Genomic DNA, 17,078 nt, shown 5'->3' on the forward strand with positions numbered 1-17,078 from the left:
AGGAAGCGCAATGAGCAGGCGCAAGGCCCTCGTCATCGGAGCGGGGATCGGCGGCCTGACCGCCGCCGCCGCACTGCGGAACGCCGGCTGGGAAGTCGAGGTCTACGAGCGGGCCGCGGAGCTGCGGGCGGCCGGGTCCGGGCTGTCGGTGATGAGCAACGCCATCGGAGCGCTGCGCTCCATCGGGCTCGACCTCAATCTGGAAAAGCGCGGCCAGGTCCTGGAGTCCTACCATGTGCGCACCCCGCGCGGCCGGCTGATCAGGGAGTTCCCGTTCCCGTCGATCATCCGCCGGCTGGGCGTGCCGAGTGTGCTGATCACCCGCTCCGCGCTCCAGCAGGCGCTGCTGGAGGCCACCGACGGCGTGTCCGTCAACCTGGGCGTCACCGCCCGGGAGTTCGTCACCGATCCCGTCTCCGGCGCGGTCACCGTCCGCTTCACCGACGGCCGAGAGGCCCACGGTGACGTGCTGATCGGCGCCGACGGCTTCCAGTCCGCGATCCGGCGGCAACTGGTCGGACCCGAGAAGTCCCGGGACAGCGGCTACATCGTCTGGCTGGCCCTGACACCGTTCAGCCATCCGCGCTTCACGCCTGGCTCGGTCACCCACTACTGGGGCAGCGGCCAGCGGTTCGGCCTGGTCGACATGGGCGGCGGGACCCTGTACTGGTGGGGCACGAAGAACATGCCCACCGCGCGTTCGCACAACTGGCGCGGCGGCAAGGAGGAGGTGGCGCGGGCGTTCGCCGGCTGGGCGGACGAGGTCGAGCAGGCCATCGCCGTCACCCCCGAGGCCGACATCCTGGCCGTGCCCTCGCGCGACCGGGTGTTCCTGGAGCGCTGGGGCCAGGGCCCGGTCACCCTGCTCGGTGACGCCGCGCACCCCATGCTCACCAGTCTGGGCCAGGGTTCGGGCATGGCGATCGAGGACGCGGCGGTCCTCTCCCACCGGCTGCGGGACGCCACGGACATACCGGCGGCGCTGCGGGCGTACGAGGACGACCGCCGCGAGCGCACCCGGGCCATGGTGGCGGCCTCCCGCTCGGTCAGCGACTTCGAGCAGTCGGAGAACCCGGTGCGCCGGCCGGTCCGGGACGCCTACTTCCGGTTCATGCCGGACCGGAAACTGACCGCCACCCTCGAACAGGCGCTCACCTTCACGCTGGAGCAGCCCGCGCTCACGGCCGCGGTGCCCGAAGGCAGCCGATGACCGCGGCGAGCACACCGGTCGCCCGGGGTCCGCGGACGGACCCCGGGCCCGGGCCCGCCCCGGTGGTGCCGCTCGGCCGCGCGGTCCTGGTCACCGGGGCGTCCAGCGGGCTCGGCCGGGCCACCGCGCTGCATCTGGAGCGGCTGGGCTACCGGGTGTTCGCGGGGGTACGCCGGGACACCGACGGCGACGAACTGGTGCGGGCGTCCGGGCACGGCCGGGTCGAGGCGGTGCGGATCGACGTCACCGACGCGGAGTCGGTCCGCTCGGCGGCGGGGCACGTCGCCGAGCGGCTGGGCGACGGCGGGAACCTGTGGGGCCTGGTCAACAACGCGGGCGTCTGCGTCTCGGCCCCGCTGGAGTGCGTACCGGCGGACCGGCTGCGCTGGCAGCTGGAGACCAACGTGGTGGGCCAGCTCGCCGTCACCCAGGAGTTCCTGCCGCAGCTGCGCCGCTCCCGGGGCCGGATCGTCAACGTCACCTCGGGTCTGGGCACGGTGGCGCTGCCGTACCTCGGGGCGTACGCCGCCGCCCAGTACGCCAAGGAGGCGCTGAGCGACGTGCTGCGCCGCGAGCTGAGCGGCTTCGGCGTGTCGGTGAGCGTCGTACAGCCCGGCGCGATCAGCACGCCGATCTGGGGCAAGGTGGGCGAGGTGGCCCAGGAGGCGCTGCGCCACACCAGCCCTGAGGTGGCCGCGCTGTACCAGGACCGGTTCACGCGGTTCCTCCTCGGCAACGAGCGGGGCGCCGAGGAGAGCCGGACCACTCCGGAGGACATGGCGCGCGCGGTCGCCCGCGCGCTCGCCGCGCCCCGGCCCCGGACCCGCTACCGGGTCGGCCCGGACGTCCGCAGGCTGGCGGTGCTGGCCCGGCTGCTGCCGGACCGGCTCCTGGACCGCTACCTGCGTCCGCTGACCGGCTGAGGGTTCTCCTCCGCCCCTGTGCGGAGCTTCCCCTCGCCCCCTGTGCCGAGAGCGCCGGTGATCCCGGCGCTCTCGGTGTTTTCCGGACCCGCGGGCAGGCGGCCGGTCGCGGACCGGCCGGTGCGCGAAACCGGGGTCCGGCCGGCCGGGTGGCGGAGGACGAGTCAGGGGCGACCGGGCCCGGGGGTCCCGGTGACCGGCGCCGTGTGGGAGTCCGGGGCGGTGGTGCGGGACAGGAAGCCGGTGATCAGCGCGGCCCACTCGGCCGGCTGCTCCGCGGCGATGGCGTGGCCGCACTCCAGCGTGGCCAGCTCGGCGCCGGGGATGCCGTCGGCCAGCTCTCGGGAGTGCGCCGGGGTGGTGAGGACGTCCTCCACCGGCGAGACGACCAGCGTGGGCACCCGGACCGCGGGCAGGTCCGCCGACACGTCGATGGTCTCGAACAGTTCGAGCTGCCGGTCCGTGCCGGGCGGGAGGCCGGCCGCGAACGCGGCGAGCTGCTCCTCCAGTTCCTCCGGGGTCCGCTCGTCCAGCCAGCTCGCGCCGCCGACCACCAGGGACAGATAGGCCGCGAGGGTACGGCTGTCCGACGTCCGGCCGAGCGCCCGCCAGACGTCGACGACCAGGCGCAGCCGGGCGTTGGGCCGGGCGAACCCGGAGGACAGGACGAGCGCGGTCACCCGCCCGGGATGCCGTACCGCCGCCCGCACGGCGACGGTCGTGCCCATCGAGAAGCCCGCCACGGCGAACGTCTCCGCGCCCGCCCGGACCCCGGCCGCCACCACGTGGTCGGCGAGGGCGTCGAGGGACAGGGGGCCGTCCGGGAGCGGGGTGTCGCCCGAGCCGGGATAGTCCGGGCCGATGACCGTGTGCCGCCGGGCGAGCGCGTCGAGGACGGGGCCGTAGCTGTCCCGTACGTCGCTGCCGGCGCCGTGTGCCAGGACCACGGCCGGTCCCGAGCCCAGGACCAGGGGGGCGGGCGCGGAGTACTGAGAGGTCGTCATCCGCGCACGGTAGCGGGGGCACCGGCGGGCCGGGCGGGCGGTTTGCCCGCTTCGGCGGGTTCTTTCCGGCCGTACCACTCGAACTGGTAGTCCCGGCCCGCCCGGACGGGCCGGGGACCTCCTCAGCGCCGGAAGGCGGACGGGTCGACCGACAGCAGCCGCTTGACCGGACCCGGGACGGACGCGCCCCGGTCCTCGCGTCCCTCCAGCGCCCGCTGGGCGGCGAGGGCCAGCCGGGAACCGGCGTACCGGACGGGCTCGCCGGGTATCGCACCGCGCGGGGTGCGGGCCAGGGCCGACCCGGACCACTCGTCGTCGGTGTCCAGCACCAGCGAGGCCAGGACCTTGGACATCAGGCGGGAGGGGCCCACCCCGTCGCCCGAGTAGCCGGTGGCGTAGTACACGCCCGGCAGGGAGCGCAGCCGGCCGGCGAACGGGACGGACGTGACCGAGTACTCGACCGGCGCCGTCCACATCATGTCCACCGGTACGTCCCGCAGGTCCGGGAAGAGCCTGAGGAACTGGCGCCGTACCTCGCCGGGACGCAAGGGGCCGCCCCACATGGTGTCCGCGCCCGAGTTGCCGGGGGCCAGGCCCACTCCGCCCTTGCCGATGAGCAGCCGGCCGTCGGCGGTGGTGCGGTAGTAGTTCAGACGCTTGCGGGCGTCGCACACCGAGGTGGCGTCCCGCCAGCCGATCGCGTCGAGCCGGTCCGGCACGGGCACGGTCAGGACCGTGTCACTGGCCACGGTGACCATCAGACCGGCCAGTTCCTTCAGCTGCCCGGCCCAGGCGTTGATCGCCAGCACCACCTTGTCCGCGCGGATCTCGGCGTGCCGGGTCACCGCGACCGTGCTGCCGTGTTCCTGCCGGAGCCCGGTCAGCGGGGTGTGCTCGTGGATCCGTACGCCCTGGTCGAGCGCCACGCGCCGCATGCCGCGCACCAGTTTGGCCGGCTGGAGCGTGGCGCAGTGCGGGTCGATCACGGCGCCGTAGTGGGACGGGGTGCCGACCGCCCGGCGGGCCTGGTCGGGGCTCAGCTCGCGCAGCGGTTCCACCCCGGCCCTGGCCAGGTTCTCCAGGGTCGAGTTCCAGGCGCCGCGCTGCGCCTCGGACGAGGCCGCCCACATCCACGGGCCGCGCCGGTACTCGGCGTCGATGCCGTGCTCGTCGACGAAGTCCAGGATCTCGTCCACGGCCCGCTCGGACGCCTCGCCCAGCCGGCGGGCCTCGGCGTGGTCGCTGATGGCGACCAGGCTGTCGAACCGGGCCCACATGGGCATCAGGTAACCGGCGTTCGCGCCGCTGGCACCGCCGCCGCAGACGTCGGCGTCGATGAGCACGATGTCGGTGCCGGGAGCGCGGCGCAGGATCTCCAGGGCGGTCCACAGGCCGGTGTAGCCGCCGCCGACCACGCACACGTCGCAGCGGACGTCACCGGCCAGCGCCGGGGACTTGCCGTCGTCGGGTCCGGCGGCGAAGGCGTCGCGCAGCCAGGCGGTCCGCCGGGCCGGGGCCGGCGCGTGGGCGGGCCAGGAGGCCGGGAGGGTCAGGGAGTTCATCAGCTGTCTCCAGAGGTGGACGAACGGATCACGGGCGGGACCACCGGGCGGGAGCCTCGGGACCGGACGAGCCGGCCTCCTCGACCGGACCGGCACCGACGGCCGGACCAGTGCCGGTGAACGGGCCGGTGGCGGTGGCCGGACCGGCGGCGGTGAACGGGTCGGTAACGGTGGCCCGATCGGTGCCGGTGGCCGTACCGGTGGGGTGGAACTGACGGGGAGCGGCGGCCGGATCGGTGGCGATCCGCTCGGTACGGGCGGACGAACCGGCGGAGGCGAACGGACCGGCCGCAGCAGACGAACCGGCAGACGCGTACGGACCGGCGGACGCGGACGAACCGGCGGACCCGAACGGACGGGCCGACGCGTACGGTCCGGCCGACCCGGTGCGGTCGTCCGCGAGGGGCGGCCGGGCGGTGCGCGGGACGGGCAGGTACGGCGCCGGCTCCGTCACGGGCCGGGTCGGGAGCGGCGCCAGCAGCATGGGCGCGAGCGGGGCGTCGGCCGGACCGGCGCCGGGCGCGGTGGCGGGGCCGGCGGGTGGGCGGTGGTGTTCCGCGACCGCCCGCAGCAGGTCGATGCGGGAGTTCACGCCGTAGCTCTTGAACAGCCGCCGCAGGTGGTAGTTGACGGTGTGGGGCGAGAGCCCGAGCCGGGTCGCGGCCTGCCGGTTGGTCAGGCCCTCCGACACCAGCTGCACCAGCTCCCGCTGCCGCCTGCTGAGCCACGGCCCCAGGTTCTGCACGGCGGCCTGAGCGGCGTACGGCTGCTGAGCCGCGTACCCCGCACCCGCCGGGCCCCCGGAACCGGCCGGACTCACCGAACCCGCAGCGCCCACCGGGCCCGTGGAAGCAGCCGAAGCCACGGGCCCCGCCCAGCCCGCCGGACCAGGACCCGGGGAGCCCGGCGGCCCCGCCGGGCCTTCCCGGCCGGTCCACTCCCCCGGACTCGGCTGCCGCGCCGCCCGGTCGGTGCCGGAAGGGAGCCGGCCGCCGGCGCGGTGGGGGCCGGACCCGCGTCCGTGTGCCGCGCCGACCCGGGCGGCGGCCCCGCCGTCGGGCTCACGGACGCCCGCCGCGGCGGCCGGGCCGGGCCGGGCGCCGCCGGCCGCCCGCAGCAGCGCCGCCTCCTGGTACAGCACCCGCTTGAGCGCGTCCGGCATCGCGTCCTGGACGGCCTGCCGCATCAGCCCGCTCTGGAAGGCGAGCCGGACGGCCGCGTGCCGCACCATGCCGGTGGCGCACGCCTCCTCCATGACCGGCAGCAGCGCCGACAGCTGCCGGCCGAGCATGGCCGACAGTTCGGTGTACTCCACCTCCGTGCCGAGGACGGCCGCCACGCTCAGGAACTGCCGGCACTCCCGGGAGTACTGGGCGAGGGTGGTGCGCAGCCGGACCCGGACCCGGTCCGGCAGCCGTACTCCGGCCAGCTCGGCCTCGCCGGCGTCGACGCGGATGGTGCCCTCCTCCCGCATGCCGGTCAGCAGTTCGGTGAGCAGCCGGGGGTGGCCGCCGGCCTGCTCCACCAGCCGGGCCACCGCCGGGCCGGGCGGCACGCCCAGCAGGTCCGCCGCCAGGCGCAGCGCGGCGGCGTCGTCGAGCGCGCCGAGGACCAGGCGCTCGTAGTGGCGGCGCGGGTCCGAGAGCAGGGCACCGCGCCGGTCGTGGCCGGTGCCGGTACGGAGCGCGGCCAGCCAGACGACCCGGTCCTGCGGGACGCCGGGCCCGGTGAGGACCGCCCCCGCGGGGCCGGCCGCCGCGTCCAGGTCCTGGAGTTCGTCCACGACGACCAGCACCGGCGCGCCGGGCACGGGCGGGGCCGGGTCGTGGCGGCCGGGGAGGGTGTCCGCCGTCCGGGTGCCGGCGGCGCCCGGGACCGGCTGGAGGGCACCGCCCGGCCCCGTCACCCTGTAGCCCAGCCGTTCGGCCAGGTCCATGGCGGCGCGCAGTAACCGGGTCTTGCCGTAGCCGGGCGGCGCCTCGACGAGGATCAGGGCCGTGCCGCCCCGGCGGGTGGCTTCCAGCACGGCGGCGATCCGGGCGAGTTCGCGGTCGCGGCCGCGCAGCGGGGGGTCGAGGAGAGGTGCGGGTGCCGAGAGCATGCGGGGTACTCCCTGGAAGGTCGGTGCGATGACGGGGGAAGCGGGACACGGTCGGGCCCGCGCCCGGCCCGGGGGCCGGTGCCGCCGGTCCGGTACGGCTCCGGCCCGGTCCGGGCGCGGGCGGGTGCGGGACCGGCCTGGTACCGGGCGGTCCCGTACGGGTGACGCCTGCTCCGTGTCCTGCGTGGTGCGGGTCCGGTCCGGGAAGCGCGTCGGCCGGGTGCCCGGTGCGGTGCGGGTGCGGGCGCCGGTGTCCGGGGGCCGTCTGCCGGCGCGGCGGTGACGAGGGCTCAGCCCGTGGGGCCGTGGCGGCGGACCCCCACCGCGTGGAAGCGGCCGGCGACGAAGGCGGCGTCACAGTACACCGCGTCGGCCGCCGGGTTCAGGCCCGTGCCGTGCAGGTCGGAGTAGACGGCGGACTGGGTGATGTACCAGTTGCCCTTCAGGTTGAGCGACAGCATGACGCCGGCCTCGGCACAGGCGTCTTCGAGCGCCGCCTCGACCTCCGGGGAGACGGTCCAGGCGCCGGCGGAGAGCGAGCCGTGCTCCCGGGCGGTACGGGCCAGCAGCGCGATGCCGGCGGCGGCCGAGTCGACGGCGACCGCGAAGTACACGGGGCCCAGCCATTCGGCGGACGCGGTGGCCAGGTCGCCGGGGCGGGCCGCGTCCAGCGCGATGACGGCCGGGGTCCGGACGACCGCGTCGGGGTGGTCGGGGTGGACGACCGGGCGGGGGGCGACGGCCACCGCGCCGAGCGCGCCCGACGCGGCCTTGTCCACCCGGGCCAGCACCTCGGGCGAGATCAGGGCACCGAGGACGGAGACGGCGGCGGCCGGATCCGCGAGCAGGTCGGCCAGCGCTCCGCCGAGGTCCGCCACCACCCGGTCGAAGGACTTGTGACCCTCGTCGGTGGTGATGCCCTCGCGGGGGATCAGCAGGTTCTGCGGGCTGGTGCAGAGCTGGCCGCTGTAGAGGGCGAGTCCGAAGGCCAGGTTGGCCAGCATGCCCCGGTAGTCGTCGGTGGATTCGAGGAGCAGGCTGTTGACGGCCGAGGTGCTGGTGAAGACGCGTGCCTGGGTGGCGTTGCGGCGCAGCCAGTCGCCGAAGCCGGTGCTGCCCGCGTAGTCCACGATCCGTACGTCGGGGTGGACGGCGAGGCGGCGGGCGAGCCCCTCGCCGGGCCGCTCGGGGGCCAGGCACACCAGGTTGGGATCGAAACCGGTCTCGCTCAGCACCTCGCGGGCGGTCCGCACGGTCAGCGCGAGCGGCAGCACGGCCCGCGGGTGGGGTTTGACCAGCACGGGGTTGCCGGTGGCGAGCGAGGCGAAGAGGCCGGGGTAGCCGTTCCACGCCGGGAAGACGCTGTTGGCGATCAGCAGGGAGACACCGCGGGGCCGGAGGGTGAACGTCTTGTCGAGGACGAACTCCGTGCCGTCCGGCATCGGTTTGCGCCAGGCGAAGGAGCCCGGCAGCCGGGTCTGCTGCTCCACGGCCTCGGCGACGGCCTCCAGTCCCCGGTCCTGGGCGTGTACGGCGCCGGCGTGGAAGGCCATCACAGGGTTGTGGCCGCTGGTGTGCTCGGCGGCCAGGGCCAGTTCGTGCGAGGCGGCGTTGAGCCGGGCCAGGATCTCGGCGCAGACGGCGGCACGTGCCGTCACGCCCGCCTCCCGCCAGCGCGGCAGGGCGCGCCGCATCGCGTCGAGGAGGACGTCGGGGTCGTGGTGCGGGTAGGCGATGGCCAGTTCGGGCCCGTACGGCGAGCGTTCGCCGCCGTCGGCGGGCGCCGGTCCGACCAGGCCGTCCCGCCCCGGCTGGCCGAGGTCGAAGACCTGCCCGCGCAGGGCCGCGAGGGCGGTCCGGGCGGCGGCCGCGGCGTCCGGGCCGTAGTGGCCGGTGTCCTCCGGGTAGGGCGACCAGTGGGCCCGGGTGCGCAGGGTCTGCCGGGCCCGGTCGAGCGTCGGCCCGTGGCGGTGTGCCAGCGTCCGCAGCAGGGCCACCGGGTGCTGCCGGTCCCCGGCCGGGGCCGGTAAGCCTCTTCCCACTCTTGCTCCTCCCGCTGTACGAGACACGGGCGGAGCTGCGCCGGGCGCGCGTCCGCCGGCCGGGCCGGTGCGGTCGTACGCGCGGGGTGCCCCTCGTCGCCGTGGTCGTGTCTCGTCCCGATGAAACGAACGGGGCTCATCCCATCACAACAAGCGGAGCATTGGGCAAGACTTCACCAAAAGTAGTAATGCAATGGCAATGTTCAAGCCATAATATGACATATGTATCTAACGAACCGGAGCCGGGAACGGACCGGTTCCGGCAGGTGGGGAGCGCACTCCCCGAGGAGGAGGTACGGCCCGGTGGCCGACGGGGGATGAACAACCACCGGACCGTGCCGGACGCGCCCCGGGTGGGCCGTCCGGCAGCTCTTCTCAGTCCCCGGCCGCCGCCGGCGCGGCCGGCGCCGGGACCCGCCCGAGGGCGGTCACCGCGAGGGCGCCGAGGGCCAGCGCGCCGCCCAGCCACAGCACCGACCGGGTGCCGAGGCCGTCGACCACCTGGCCGCCCACGAACGCGCCCAGCGCGATGGCGCCGTTGAACACGCCCACGAACAGGGAGGTCACGCCCTCGCGGGCCTCGGGAGCGGCGAGCGCCAGCCAGGTCTGGGTGCTCACCGACACACCGCCGTAGGCCAGACCCCACGTCACCAGCAGGATCGCGGCGCCGGCCACGGACAGTCCGAGCAGCGGGACGAGCAGCACCGAGGCCGCCAGGACCGCGCTGATCACCAGCAGGACGCCCCGCACGGACCGCCCGACCCGGGCGCCGACCAGGAAGTTGCCCGCGATGCCGGCGATCCCGTACACCAGCAGCAGCGCGCCGATCAGCGAGTCCTGGACGCCGGAGACGTTCTCCAGGACCGGCCGGACGTAGGTGTAGGCGGCGAAGTGGCCGGTCACCAGCAGGGCGACCACGGCCAGCCCGGTGGCCACCCGGGGATTGCCGGCCAGCCGCATCACGCCGCCCAGCGCGACCGCCTGCTCGGCCGGCAGCCGGGGCAGCAGCACCGCCATGGCGACCGTCACCAGCAGCGCCAGTCCGGCGACGGCGAGGAACGCCTCGCGCCAGCCGGCCAGTTCGCCGATGTACGCGCCGGCCGGCACGCCCACCACCGAGGCGATGGCGATACCGCTGAAGATCATGGAGGTCGCCGGTCCCACGGACTTGGCCGGAACCAGCCGGACCCCGAGGCCGCCGGCGAGTGACCAGACGCCGCCCATGCCTATGCCGATCAGCACCCGGGCCGCCATCATCACCGCGAAGTTCGGTGACCAGGCGGCCAGTACGTTGGCCGCCGCCAGCAGCAGCATCAGGGAGCAGAGCACCACGCGCCGGTCGATCCGGCCGACCGCCGAGGTGACCAGGGGCGCGGACAGCGCGCCGACCACGCCGGTGACGGTGAGCGTCAGTCCGGCCGTGCCCTCGCTCACGCCGAGCGCGCCGCTCATCGGGGTCAGCAGGCCGACCGGCAGCATCTCCGACGTGACCACGGTGAACGTTCCGGCCGCCACGGCCGCCACCGCGGGCCACCCGCCTTGTGCGGATCTCCCTGGTGCGGGCGCCTGAACGGAGGGATCGTCAACTTTTGCCATGGCCCCAGCCAACTCTGGCGCGGAAGCCGGAACAAGCGCGAAGTTCTCATGCTTCTATGAGGCAGGTTAATCGAACGACGCGCGGACAGTGCCTACGACCAGCGCGGACCGTACCACTGGAGGGCATGACCATGACTGCCATCGAGCCGGAAGCCGGCGGTGCGAAGCAGGCGGCGGGCACCGTGGAGATCCGCGAGCTGGAGTGTTTCCTGATCCTGGCGGAAGAACTGCACTTCGGGCGGACGGGCGAGCGGCTGTACGTCTCGCAGGGCCGGGTCAGCCAGCTGATCCGGGCCCTGGAGCAGCGCATCGGCGGGCGCCTGGTGGACCGGACGAGCCGGCGGGTGCGGCTGACCCCGCTCGGCGAGGAGTTCCTCGGCGCCCTGCGCCCCGCCTACGCGGCCCTGCGCGCCACCGTCGACAACGCCCGGGCGGCGGCGCTCGGCGGCAGCGGTCCGCTGCGCATCGGCTTCCAGGGCGTGGCCGGGTACGGGTTCATGGACGTGGTGCGGGAGTTCGAGGACCGCTATCCCGGCTCCGAGATCCGGATCACCGAGGTACCGCTCTCCGACCCCTTCGGACCGTTGCACCGGGACGAGGTGGACACCGCCGTCGTGCTGCTGCCGGTCCGGGAGCCGGGGCTCGTGCTCGGGCCGGTCTTCTCCCGCCAGCAGCAGTACCTGGCCGTCTCCCGGCGGCACCCCTTCGCCGAACGGGCCGCGCTGGACGCCGAGGAACTGGCCCACTCACCGCTCGTCGGGGTGGCCGCCCCGGCGCCGGACTACTGGCGCGAGGTCCAGGCGCCCACCCGCACCCCGGCCGGTGCGACGGTGCCGCGGGGACCGGCGGTCGGCACGCTCCAGGAGGGGCTGTCCCTGGTGGCGGCGAACCGGGGCGTGATGCTGCTGTGCCACCCGACCACCGAGTACCACCACCGCCGGGACGTGGCGTACGTCCCGGTGACCGGCCTGCCCGAGTCCGCGCTCGGGCTGGTCTGGCACGGTGAGCGCGAGAACATCCGGGTCCGCGCCTTCGCCGACGCGATGGCCTGCGACCTGTCCCGGCTCGGCCTCTGAGCCGGGCGCCCTGGATTTCACCGGTCCTCACGGGTGGTGCTGCGGGGTTCGGGCCACCGGTGTAGCGGGAAGCGCCGGGAGGCCGCCGTGGCGTGCGGGCCGCCCCGCGGGTGATGCTGGGAGCGGGCAGCATCCCCGAGGAAGGCCAGGAGGGCCGGCCGGTGACAGCCGTCAACCCGATGGACAGCGCCTCGGTGCTGGCCGCCTTCGGCGCGCTGGGCGTCCTGGCGGTGGTCTTCGCCGAGTCGGGCCTGCTGGTCGTCGGCTTCTTCCTGCCCGGTGACACCCTGCTGTTCCCGGCCGGGGTGCTGTGCGCGGGCAGCGCCCAGCAGCCGCCGCGGCTGGCGCTGTGGCAGGTGCTGGTGTGCGCGGCGGTCGGGGCGGTGGCGGGCGGCCAGACCGGGTATCTCATCGGCCGCCACGGCGGACGGGCGCTGCTGGCGCGTACGTCGGGCAGCCGGGTGCGGGACGCCGTGGCGCGGGCCGAACGGCTGCTGGCCCGCTACGGCCACGGCAAGGCACTGGTGATCGGCCGCTTCGTACCGCTGCTGCGGACGGTCCTGCACCCGGTGGCGGGGGCCCTGGGCGTGCCGGCGCGGACCTTCACGCTGTGGCAGGCGGTGGGCGGGGTGCTGTGGACGCAGACCCTGGTGCTGGCCGGATACACGCTGGGCGCCTCCGTCCCGCGGATCGACGAGTACCTGCTGCCGCTGGTGACCCTGGTCGTCGTCCTCTCGCTGCTGCCGCTCGTCCCGGAGGCCCGCCGCGCCCGCCGGGAGCGGCAAAAACGGCAGGAACGGCAGGAACAGCGGGAACGCCCGGAGGACCGCGACTCCGCGCGCTGAACCGGCCCGACCCGCGCCCGTGGACCCGGCCCGCACCCCACCCGCGGGTACGGTCCGGACCCGCCCGCCCCCGTTACAGCGCCGCCGCCCGGTGGGTGACCCGGCCCGCCACCGCCGTCAGCACCACCGGCACCCCGGCCAGCTCCGTGTCGGGCACCCGCAGCGGGTCGTCGGCCAGCGCCGTGAGGTCGGCGCGGTGGCCCACGGCGAGCCGGCCGGCGTGGTCCTCCTCCCCCGCGGCCCAGGCGGCGGACACGGTGATGCCCTGGAGCGCCTGGAGCGGGGTGAGGGCCTGCTCGGGGCCGTGCGGCGGCAGCGAGAGATCGGCGGGCCGCCGGTGCCGGGCGCCGGCCATGACCTGGAGCGGCGGGTACGGCGCGACGGGCCAGTCGGAGCCGAGGACGACCCGGGCCCCGGCCTCCCACAGGTCACGGCAGCGGAACGCGCGGCCGGCCCGCTCCTCGCCGAGCCGGCGCGACCAGTTGTCGGTGTGGTCGGCCCGCGTGAACTCACAGCAGTGAGTGGGCTGCATCGACGCGACGACGCCGAGCGGCGCGAACCGGCGGACGGTGTCGTCCGGGACGGTCTCGATGTGCTCGACCCGGTGGCGCACGGCACCCGTACCGCCGACGCCGTCACCGCCGCCCGCCCGGGCCTGCTCCACCGAGTCGAGGACATGGCGGACCGCCGCGTCGCCGATGGCGTGGGTGGCCGTGGGCACGCCGGCGCGGTGGAGGGCGGCGACCACCCGGCTGTAGCGCTGCGGATCGGGCCAGTAGGCGTGCCGGGACGCGCCGTGGCAGTCGGGGGTCTCCAGCCAGGCGGTGCCGTTGTCGATGGTGCCGTCCATGAACAGCTTCACGCCGTCCACCCGCCACAGGGCGCCGCCGGTGCCCTGGAGCGCGATCAGCCCGGCGACCGCGGCGTCGTCCGTCTCCGGCCGGCACCAGGGGGCGATCCTGAGCCGCAGGGGCAGGGCGCCGTCGGCCTCCAGGGCGGCGTAGACGGCGAGGCTGTCGCCGTTGGCGTCCATGGCGTGCCCGCCGGTGAGCCCGGAAGCGGCCATGGCGGCCAGCACCTCGGCGGCGCGGGCACGGATCTCGGCCTCGGCGGGCCGCGGGGCGACCGCCTCGACGAGTTCGCAGGCGGCGTCCTCCAGCAGCAGTCCGGTGGGCCGGCCGCCGGCGTCGCAGACGATCTCCGAGCCCTGTGCGAAGGCGCGCGGTCCGTCGACGCCGGCCAGTTCCAGCGCCCGCTCGCTGGCCAGCGCCGAGTGCGCGTCGAACAGGTCGATGAGGGCGGGCACCGCGTCGAGCACGGGACCGAGGGCGGCGTAGGACACGGGGGCCGTGCCGAAGGCGTTCGGGTCCAGTCCCCAGCCGCGCAGCCAGGCGCCGGGCCGCAGCTCGCGCACCGCCGTGGCCAGCGCGGCCCGTACGGCGTCCAGGTCGTGGCAGGCGGACAGGTCGACGCCGAGGGTGCGTTCGGCGCCGGAGACCGGGTGCAGATGCCCGTCGGTGAACCCCGCGGTGACCACGGCCCCGCGCAGGTCGATCACGGTGGTGCCGGGCCCGGCGAGGGCGCGGGCGTCCCGGTCGTCACCGAGGAAGCTGATCCGCCCCCGTTCCGCGGCGAGCGCGGTGTGCGGGAGGAAACCGCCCGTGCCGGGGTCGAGCAGCCGGGCGGAGAGCAGGACGAGATCGGCGGGCACGGTGGCTCCTTCGCTCACGGGGCACAGAGGGCATAGCGGGGCATAGACGGGCACGGCAGGTACAACGGGGACCCGGGCCGGGCAGGCGCCGAGGCCGTCGGGGGCGCGGCGGCCGGCGGCCGGGGCCGCGCAGGGCGGGCGCGCCCTGGCGCCGCAGGGGACACACAGCGGACCGCGGGGGCAGGCAGCGGGCCGCGCGGAGGCGGGCAGCGGGCCGTGGGTCAGCCGGCGGTGTCGTCCAGCGTGCCGGGCGGCAGGCCGAGTTCCCGTTCGGCGGTGGTGACGGGCATGCGGAGCACCGCGGGCGGGCGCCGGGGCACCGCGGTGTTGGCGTGGACGCCCAGGCCGTCGAGGACGACGAGGAGCTGGACGGTGACGGCCGCCGGGTCGTCCGTGGCGAACTCGCCGGCGGCCACGCCGTCCCGGACCAGGCCCTCCAGCCGGCCGCGCCAGTCGGCCTCCTGCCGTGCGACCCGGTCGCGCAGCACGGGCCGGTAGCGGCTGAGGTGGCGGGCGTTGATCCACAGGCGGCTGATCGCGTCGTACGCCTCTCCGGAGGTGCGGGCGAGGAAGCGGGCCAGGTGCCGGGTGGGCGTTCCGATGGGACGCGCGGCCGGCAGGAGACGGTCGAGCTCCCCGGCCGCCGCGCTGCCGAACGCCTCGGCGACGAGTTCCTCGGCGGACGGGAAGTAGTGGCTGATCAGGCCGGGGCGGACGGCGAGTTCCTCGGCGATCCGGCGGAGGGTGACGCACTCGAGGCCCTCGGCCAGGGCGACGGCCGCGGCGGCGTCGACGATCTCCGCACGGCGGGCGGCCGGGTCCTTGCGGATCCGCTTGCGCTGAACGCTTGACGACATGACCACGATGCTATTGAGTGTGCGACCAATAAGCAACTGGTCACGCGCCCGACAAGCGGCCGGGCCGATCCCACCGCTCCCGGAGGGCCCCATGGCGTCCACGCTCCCCGACCCGCACCCCGCCCCACGGCCCACGGCCGCGGAGGGCGGCACCACCGCGACCGGGGCCCCGGGGCACACCGCCGGTGTCGAGACACACGGCATCGACCCCGTCCCGGACTCCGAGCGCCGGGGCCGGCCGCGCGAGCTGTTCTCCGTGTGGGCCGCAGCCAACGTCAACTACCTGAGCCTGGTGGTGGGCGGCGCGCTGGTGCTGACGGGCCTGAACCTGTGGCAGGCGCTGGCGGTGATCGTCGTCGGCAATCTGTTCTGGCTGCTCACCGGTCTGCTGGCGGTCCCGGGCCCGGTGGCGGGCGCACCGAGTGAGGTGGTGACCCGGGCGCTGTACGGGGTGCGCGGGAACCGGGTGAACAACGCGGTGACCGGCTGGCTGATCTCCGTGTGCTACTTCGCGCTGAACCTGGCCGCGGCGGCGACCGCGGCCTTCTCCCTGGCGGCCCGGACCGGGCTGCCGCTGAACACCGGGGTGAAGGCAACCGTCGTGGTGGGCATCGCCGCCGTCACGCTCGCCATCAGCGTCTACGGCCATGCCGCGATCGTCCGGCTGTATCCGCCGATCACGCTCGTGCTGACGGCGGTGTTCGCGGTGCTGGGCGTGGCGGTGCTGCGGCACACCGACTTCGGCCACGTCCCCGGACAGCACCCGGCCGGCGCCGCCCCGTGGGCGACCGCGCTGTCCGGTGTCGCCCTCATCGCCTCCGGTCCGCTCTCCTACACCACCAGCGCGGACTTCTCCCGCTACCTGCCGCGCGGCACGTCCCCGCGGGCGGTGGCCGGCTGGACGGCCCTCGGCGGTTTCGTGCCGGGCGTGCTGGTGTGCGGGCTCGGCGCGTGTGCCGCGACCGCCGTCGGCATGGGCGACCCGCAGTCCTCCCTCCAGCGGCTGCTGCCCGGCTGGTTCCGTCCCGTCTTCCTGCTCGCGCTGGTCCTCGGCACCATCGCGCTGAACGCGCTGACCGCCTACAGCGCCGGCCTCGCCCTCCAGGCGGTCGGGCTGCGGATCCGGCGCTCGCTCAGCGTCCTGGTGGACGGCGCCGTGTCCGTGTCGCTCACCCTGTACGCGCTGCTCGTCTCCGACTTCCTCGACACCGTCGGTGACGTGCTCCAGCTGACCGTGCTGCTGCTCGGTCCCGGTACGGCCGTCTACGCCACGGACATCGTGCTGCGCCGCAACCGCTACGACGGGCCCGCCCTCGCCGACGAGACCCCGGGCGGGCCGTTCTGGTACACCGGCGGGGTCAACCGGTCCGGTGCGCTGGCCCTCGCGGCGGGCGTGACGGCCTCCGCGCTGTGCGTCGACAGCGTCTACACCGGTCCCGTGGCCGCCGCCCTGGGCGGTATCGACCTGGCCCTGCCGGCCGGCCTGGTGGTGGCCTCGGGGACCTACGCCCTGCTGGCGCGGCGCACCGTGCGCGCCGGCTGAGGCGGGCCGCACCCGTCCGCCGGCCGCAGGACCGCGCCGTACCGCCTGTCCGCCTCCTTTCCCCAACGCCGCCCACTGGACGCCTTTCTGACTGTCGGTCAGACTGGGCGAATCGTCGGCAACCCGCTGTCCGGGACGGTGACATGGCAACGGATGAGGAGACCCCGCGCGTCGCACTCACGCCGGGCGCCGCGGAACTGGTGCGCCGGCTGCGCGCCGAGCACGGGCCGCTGATGTTCCACCAGTCCGGCGGCTGCTGCGACGGCAGCGCCCCGATGTGCTACCCCGACGGCGAGTTCCGCACCGGCGGCTCGGACGTACTGCTGGCGGAACTGGCGGTGGAGGGCGTGCCGGAGCCCGTCACGTTCTGGATGGCGCGCGACCAGTACCAGGCGTGGCGCCACACCCGGCTGATCGTGGACGTCGTCCCGGGACGGGGCAGCGGCTTCTCGCTGGAGGCACCCGAGGGAGTGCGTTTCCTCACCCGTTCTCGCGTAGTCGACGCCGGGTAGTCCCGCCGGCCGCCCGAGTCTGCTGCACTGCCCTTGCACTCGGGGACAGTTGACGAGACATCAGGAGGCACGGTGTCCAGACGCGGGCGTTCGGCG

The 17,078-nt window shown here is 75.4% G+C and carries 13 protein-coding genes; 6 read left to right on the forward strand and 7 right to left on the reverse strand.

Going from position 1 to position 17,078, the window contains the following annotated elements; genetic code table 11:
- Positions 1-10: 10 nt before the first annotated feature.
- Entirely contained in the window at positions 11-1,210 is a 1,200-nt protein-coding gene (locus tag ACH4OA_RS26435) for an FAD-dependent monooxygenase (protein WP_397947138.1), read from the forward strand.
- Positions 1,207-2,133, forward strand: coding sequence for an SDR family NAD(P)-dependent oxidoreductase (locus ACH4OA_RS26440; protein ID WP_397941509.1), 927 nt, complete (start codon positions 1,207-1,209; stop codon positions 2,131-2,133). Before ACH4OA_RS26435 ends, ACH4OA_RS26440 begins: the two co-directional genes overlap by 4 nt.
- Positions 2,134-2,297: 164 nt before the next feature.
- On the opposite strand, the gene ACH4OA_RS26445 is transcribed toward ACH4OA_RS26440, so the two are convergent.
- The 5 genes from ACH4OA_RS26445 to ACH4OA_RS26465 all read right to left on the reverse strand — a co-directional run bounded on the left by ACH4OA_RS26445 (position 2,298) and on the right by ACH4OA_RS26465 (position 10,366).
- On the reverse strand, positions 2,298-3,137 hold the full coding sequence (locus ACH4OA_RS26445; RefSeq protein ID WP_397941507.1) for an alpha/beta fold hydrolase: 840 nt from the start codon (positions 3,135-3,137) through the stop codon (positions 2,298-2,300).
- Positions 3,138-3,259: 122 nt separating this feature from the next.
- The gene (locus ACH4OA_RS26450) at positions 3,260-4,699 is read right to left on the reverse strand and encodes an NAD(P)/FAD-dependent oxidoreductase (RefSeq protein ID WP_397947140.1); all 1,440 of its coding nucleotides are present in this window, start codon (positions 4,697-4,699) and stop codon (positions 3,260-3,262) included.
- Between the two features lie 28 nt (positions 4,700-4,727).
- Positions 4,728-6,800, reverse strand: coding sequence for a LuxR C-terminal-related transcriptional regulator (locus ACH4OA_RS26455; RefSeq protein WP_397971401.1), 2,073 nt, complete (start codon positions 6,798-6,800; stop codon positions 4,728-4,730).
- A gap of 290 nt (positions 6,801-7,090) precedes the next feature.
- Positions 7,091-8,797 carry a phenylacetic acid degradation protein PaaN gene (gene paaN, locus ACH4OA_RS26460; protein ID WP_397971434.1) on the reverse strand — a complete coding sequence of 569 codons (1,707 nt, stop codon included), beginning with the start codon at positions 8,795-8,797 and terminating at the stop codon, positions 7,091-7,093.
- Between the two features lie 420 nt (positions 8,798-9,217).
- Entirely contained in the window at positions 9,218-10,366 is a 1,149-nt protein-coding gene (locus ACH4OA_RS26465; RefSeq protein ID WP_397941503.1) for an MFS transporter, read from the reverse strand.
- Between the two features lie 203 nt (positions 10,367-10,569).
- Here ACH4OA_RS26465 and ACH4OA_RS26470 point away from each other — a divergent pair, with 203 nt between their 5' ends.
- Together ACH4OA_RS26470 and ACH4OA_RS26475 are read left to right on the forward strand one after the other, a co-directional pair.
- Positions 10,570-11,514 (forward strand): LysR family transcriptional regulator, encoded by a 945-nt coding sequence (locus ACH4OA_RS26470; protein WP_397941523.1) that lies wholly within the window; start codon positions 10,570-10,572, stop codon positions 11,512-11,514.
- Between the two features lie 161 nt (positions 11,515-11,675).
- On the forward strand, positions 11,676-12,359 hold the full coding sequence (locus ACH4OA_RS26475) for a DedA family protein (protein ID WP_397971437.1): 684 nt from the start codon (positions 11,676-11,678) through the stop codon (positions 12,357-12,359).
- 73 nt (positions 12,360-12,432) lie between these two features.
- Here the strand turns inward: ACH4OA_RS26475 and ACH4OA_RS26480 are convergent, their stop codons facing one another.
- Positions 12,433-14,070, reverse strand: coding sequence for an amidohydrolase (locus ACH4OA_RS26480; protein WP_397971404.1), 1,638 nt, complete (start codon positions 14,068-14,070; stop codon positions 12,433-12,435).
- 221 nt (positions 14,071-14,291) lie between these two features.
- On the reverse strand, positions 14,292-14,927 hold the full coding sequence (locus ACH4OA_RS26485) for a TetR family transcriptional regulator C-terminal domain-containing protein (RefSeq protein ID WP_365882409.1): 636 nt from the start codon (positions 14,925-14,927) through the stop codon (positions 14,292-14,294).
- 91 nt (positions 14,928-15,018) lie between these two features.
- Between ACH4OA_RS26485 and ACH4OA_RS26490 the strand changes: the two genes are divergently transcribed.
- Both ACH4OA_RS26490 and ACH4OA_RS26495 read left to right on the forward strand, forming a co-directional pair.
- Positions 15,019-16,470: a purine-cytosine permease family protein gene (locus ACH4OA_RS26490; RefSeq protein WP_397971407.1), complete on the forward strand. Its 1,452-nt coding sequence runs from the start codon at positions 15,019-15,021 to the stop codon at positions 16,468-16,470.
- A gap of 143 nt (positions 16,471-16,613) precedes the next feature.
- Positions 16,614-16,982, forward strand: coding sequence for a DUF779 domain-containing protein (locus ACH4OA_RS26495; RefSeq protein ID WP_365941727.1), 369 nt, complete (start codon positions 16,614-16,616; stop codon positions 16,980-16,982).
- The last annotated feature ends 96 nt before the right edge of the window (positions 16,983-17,078 follow it).

It is taken from the genome of Streptomyces sp. NPDC017095 (assembly GCF_044332325.1).
In the GTDB taxonomy this organism is placed as follows: Bacteria; Actinomycetota; Actinomycetes; order Streptomycetales; family Streptomycetaceae; genus Streptomyces.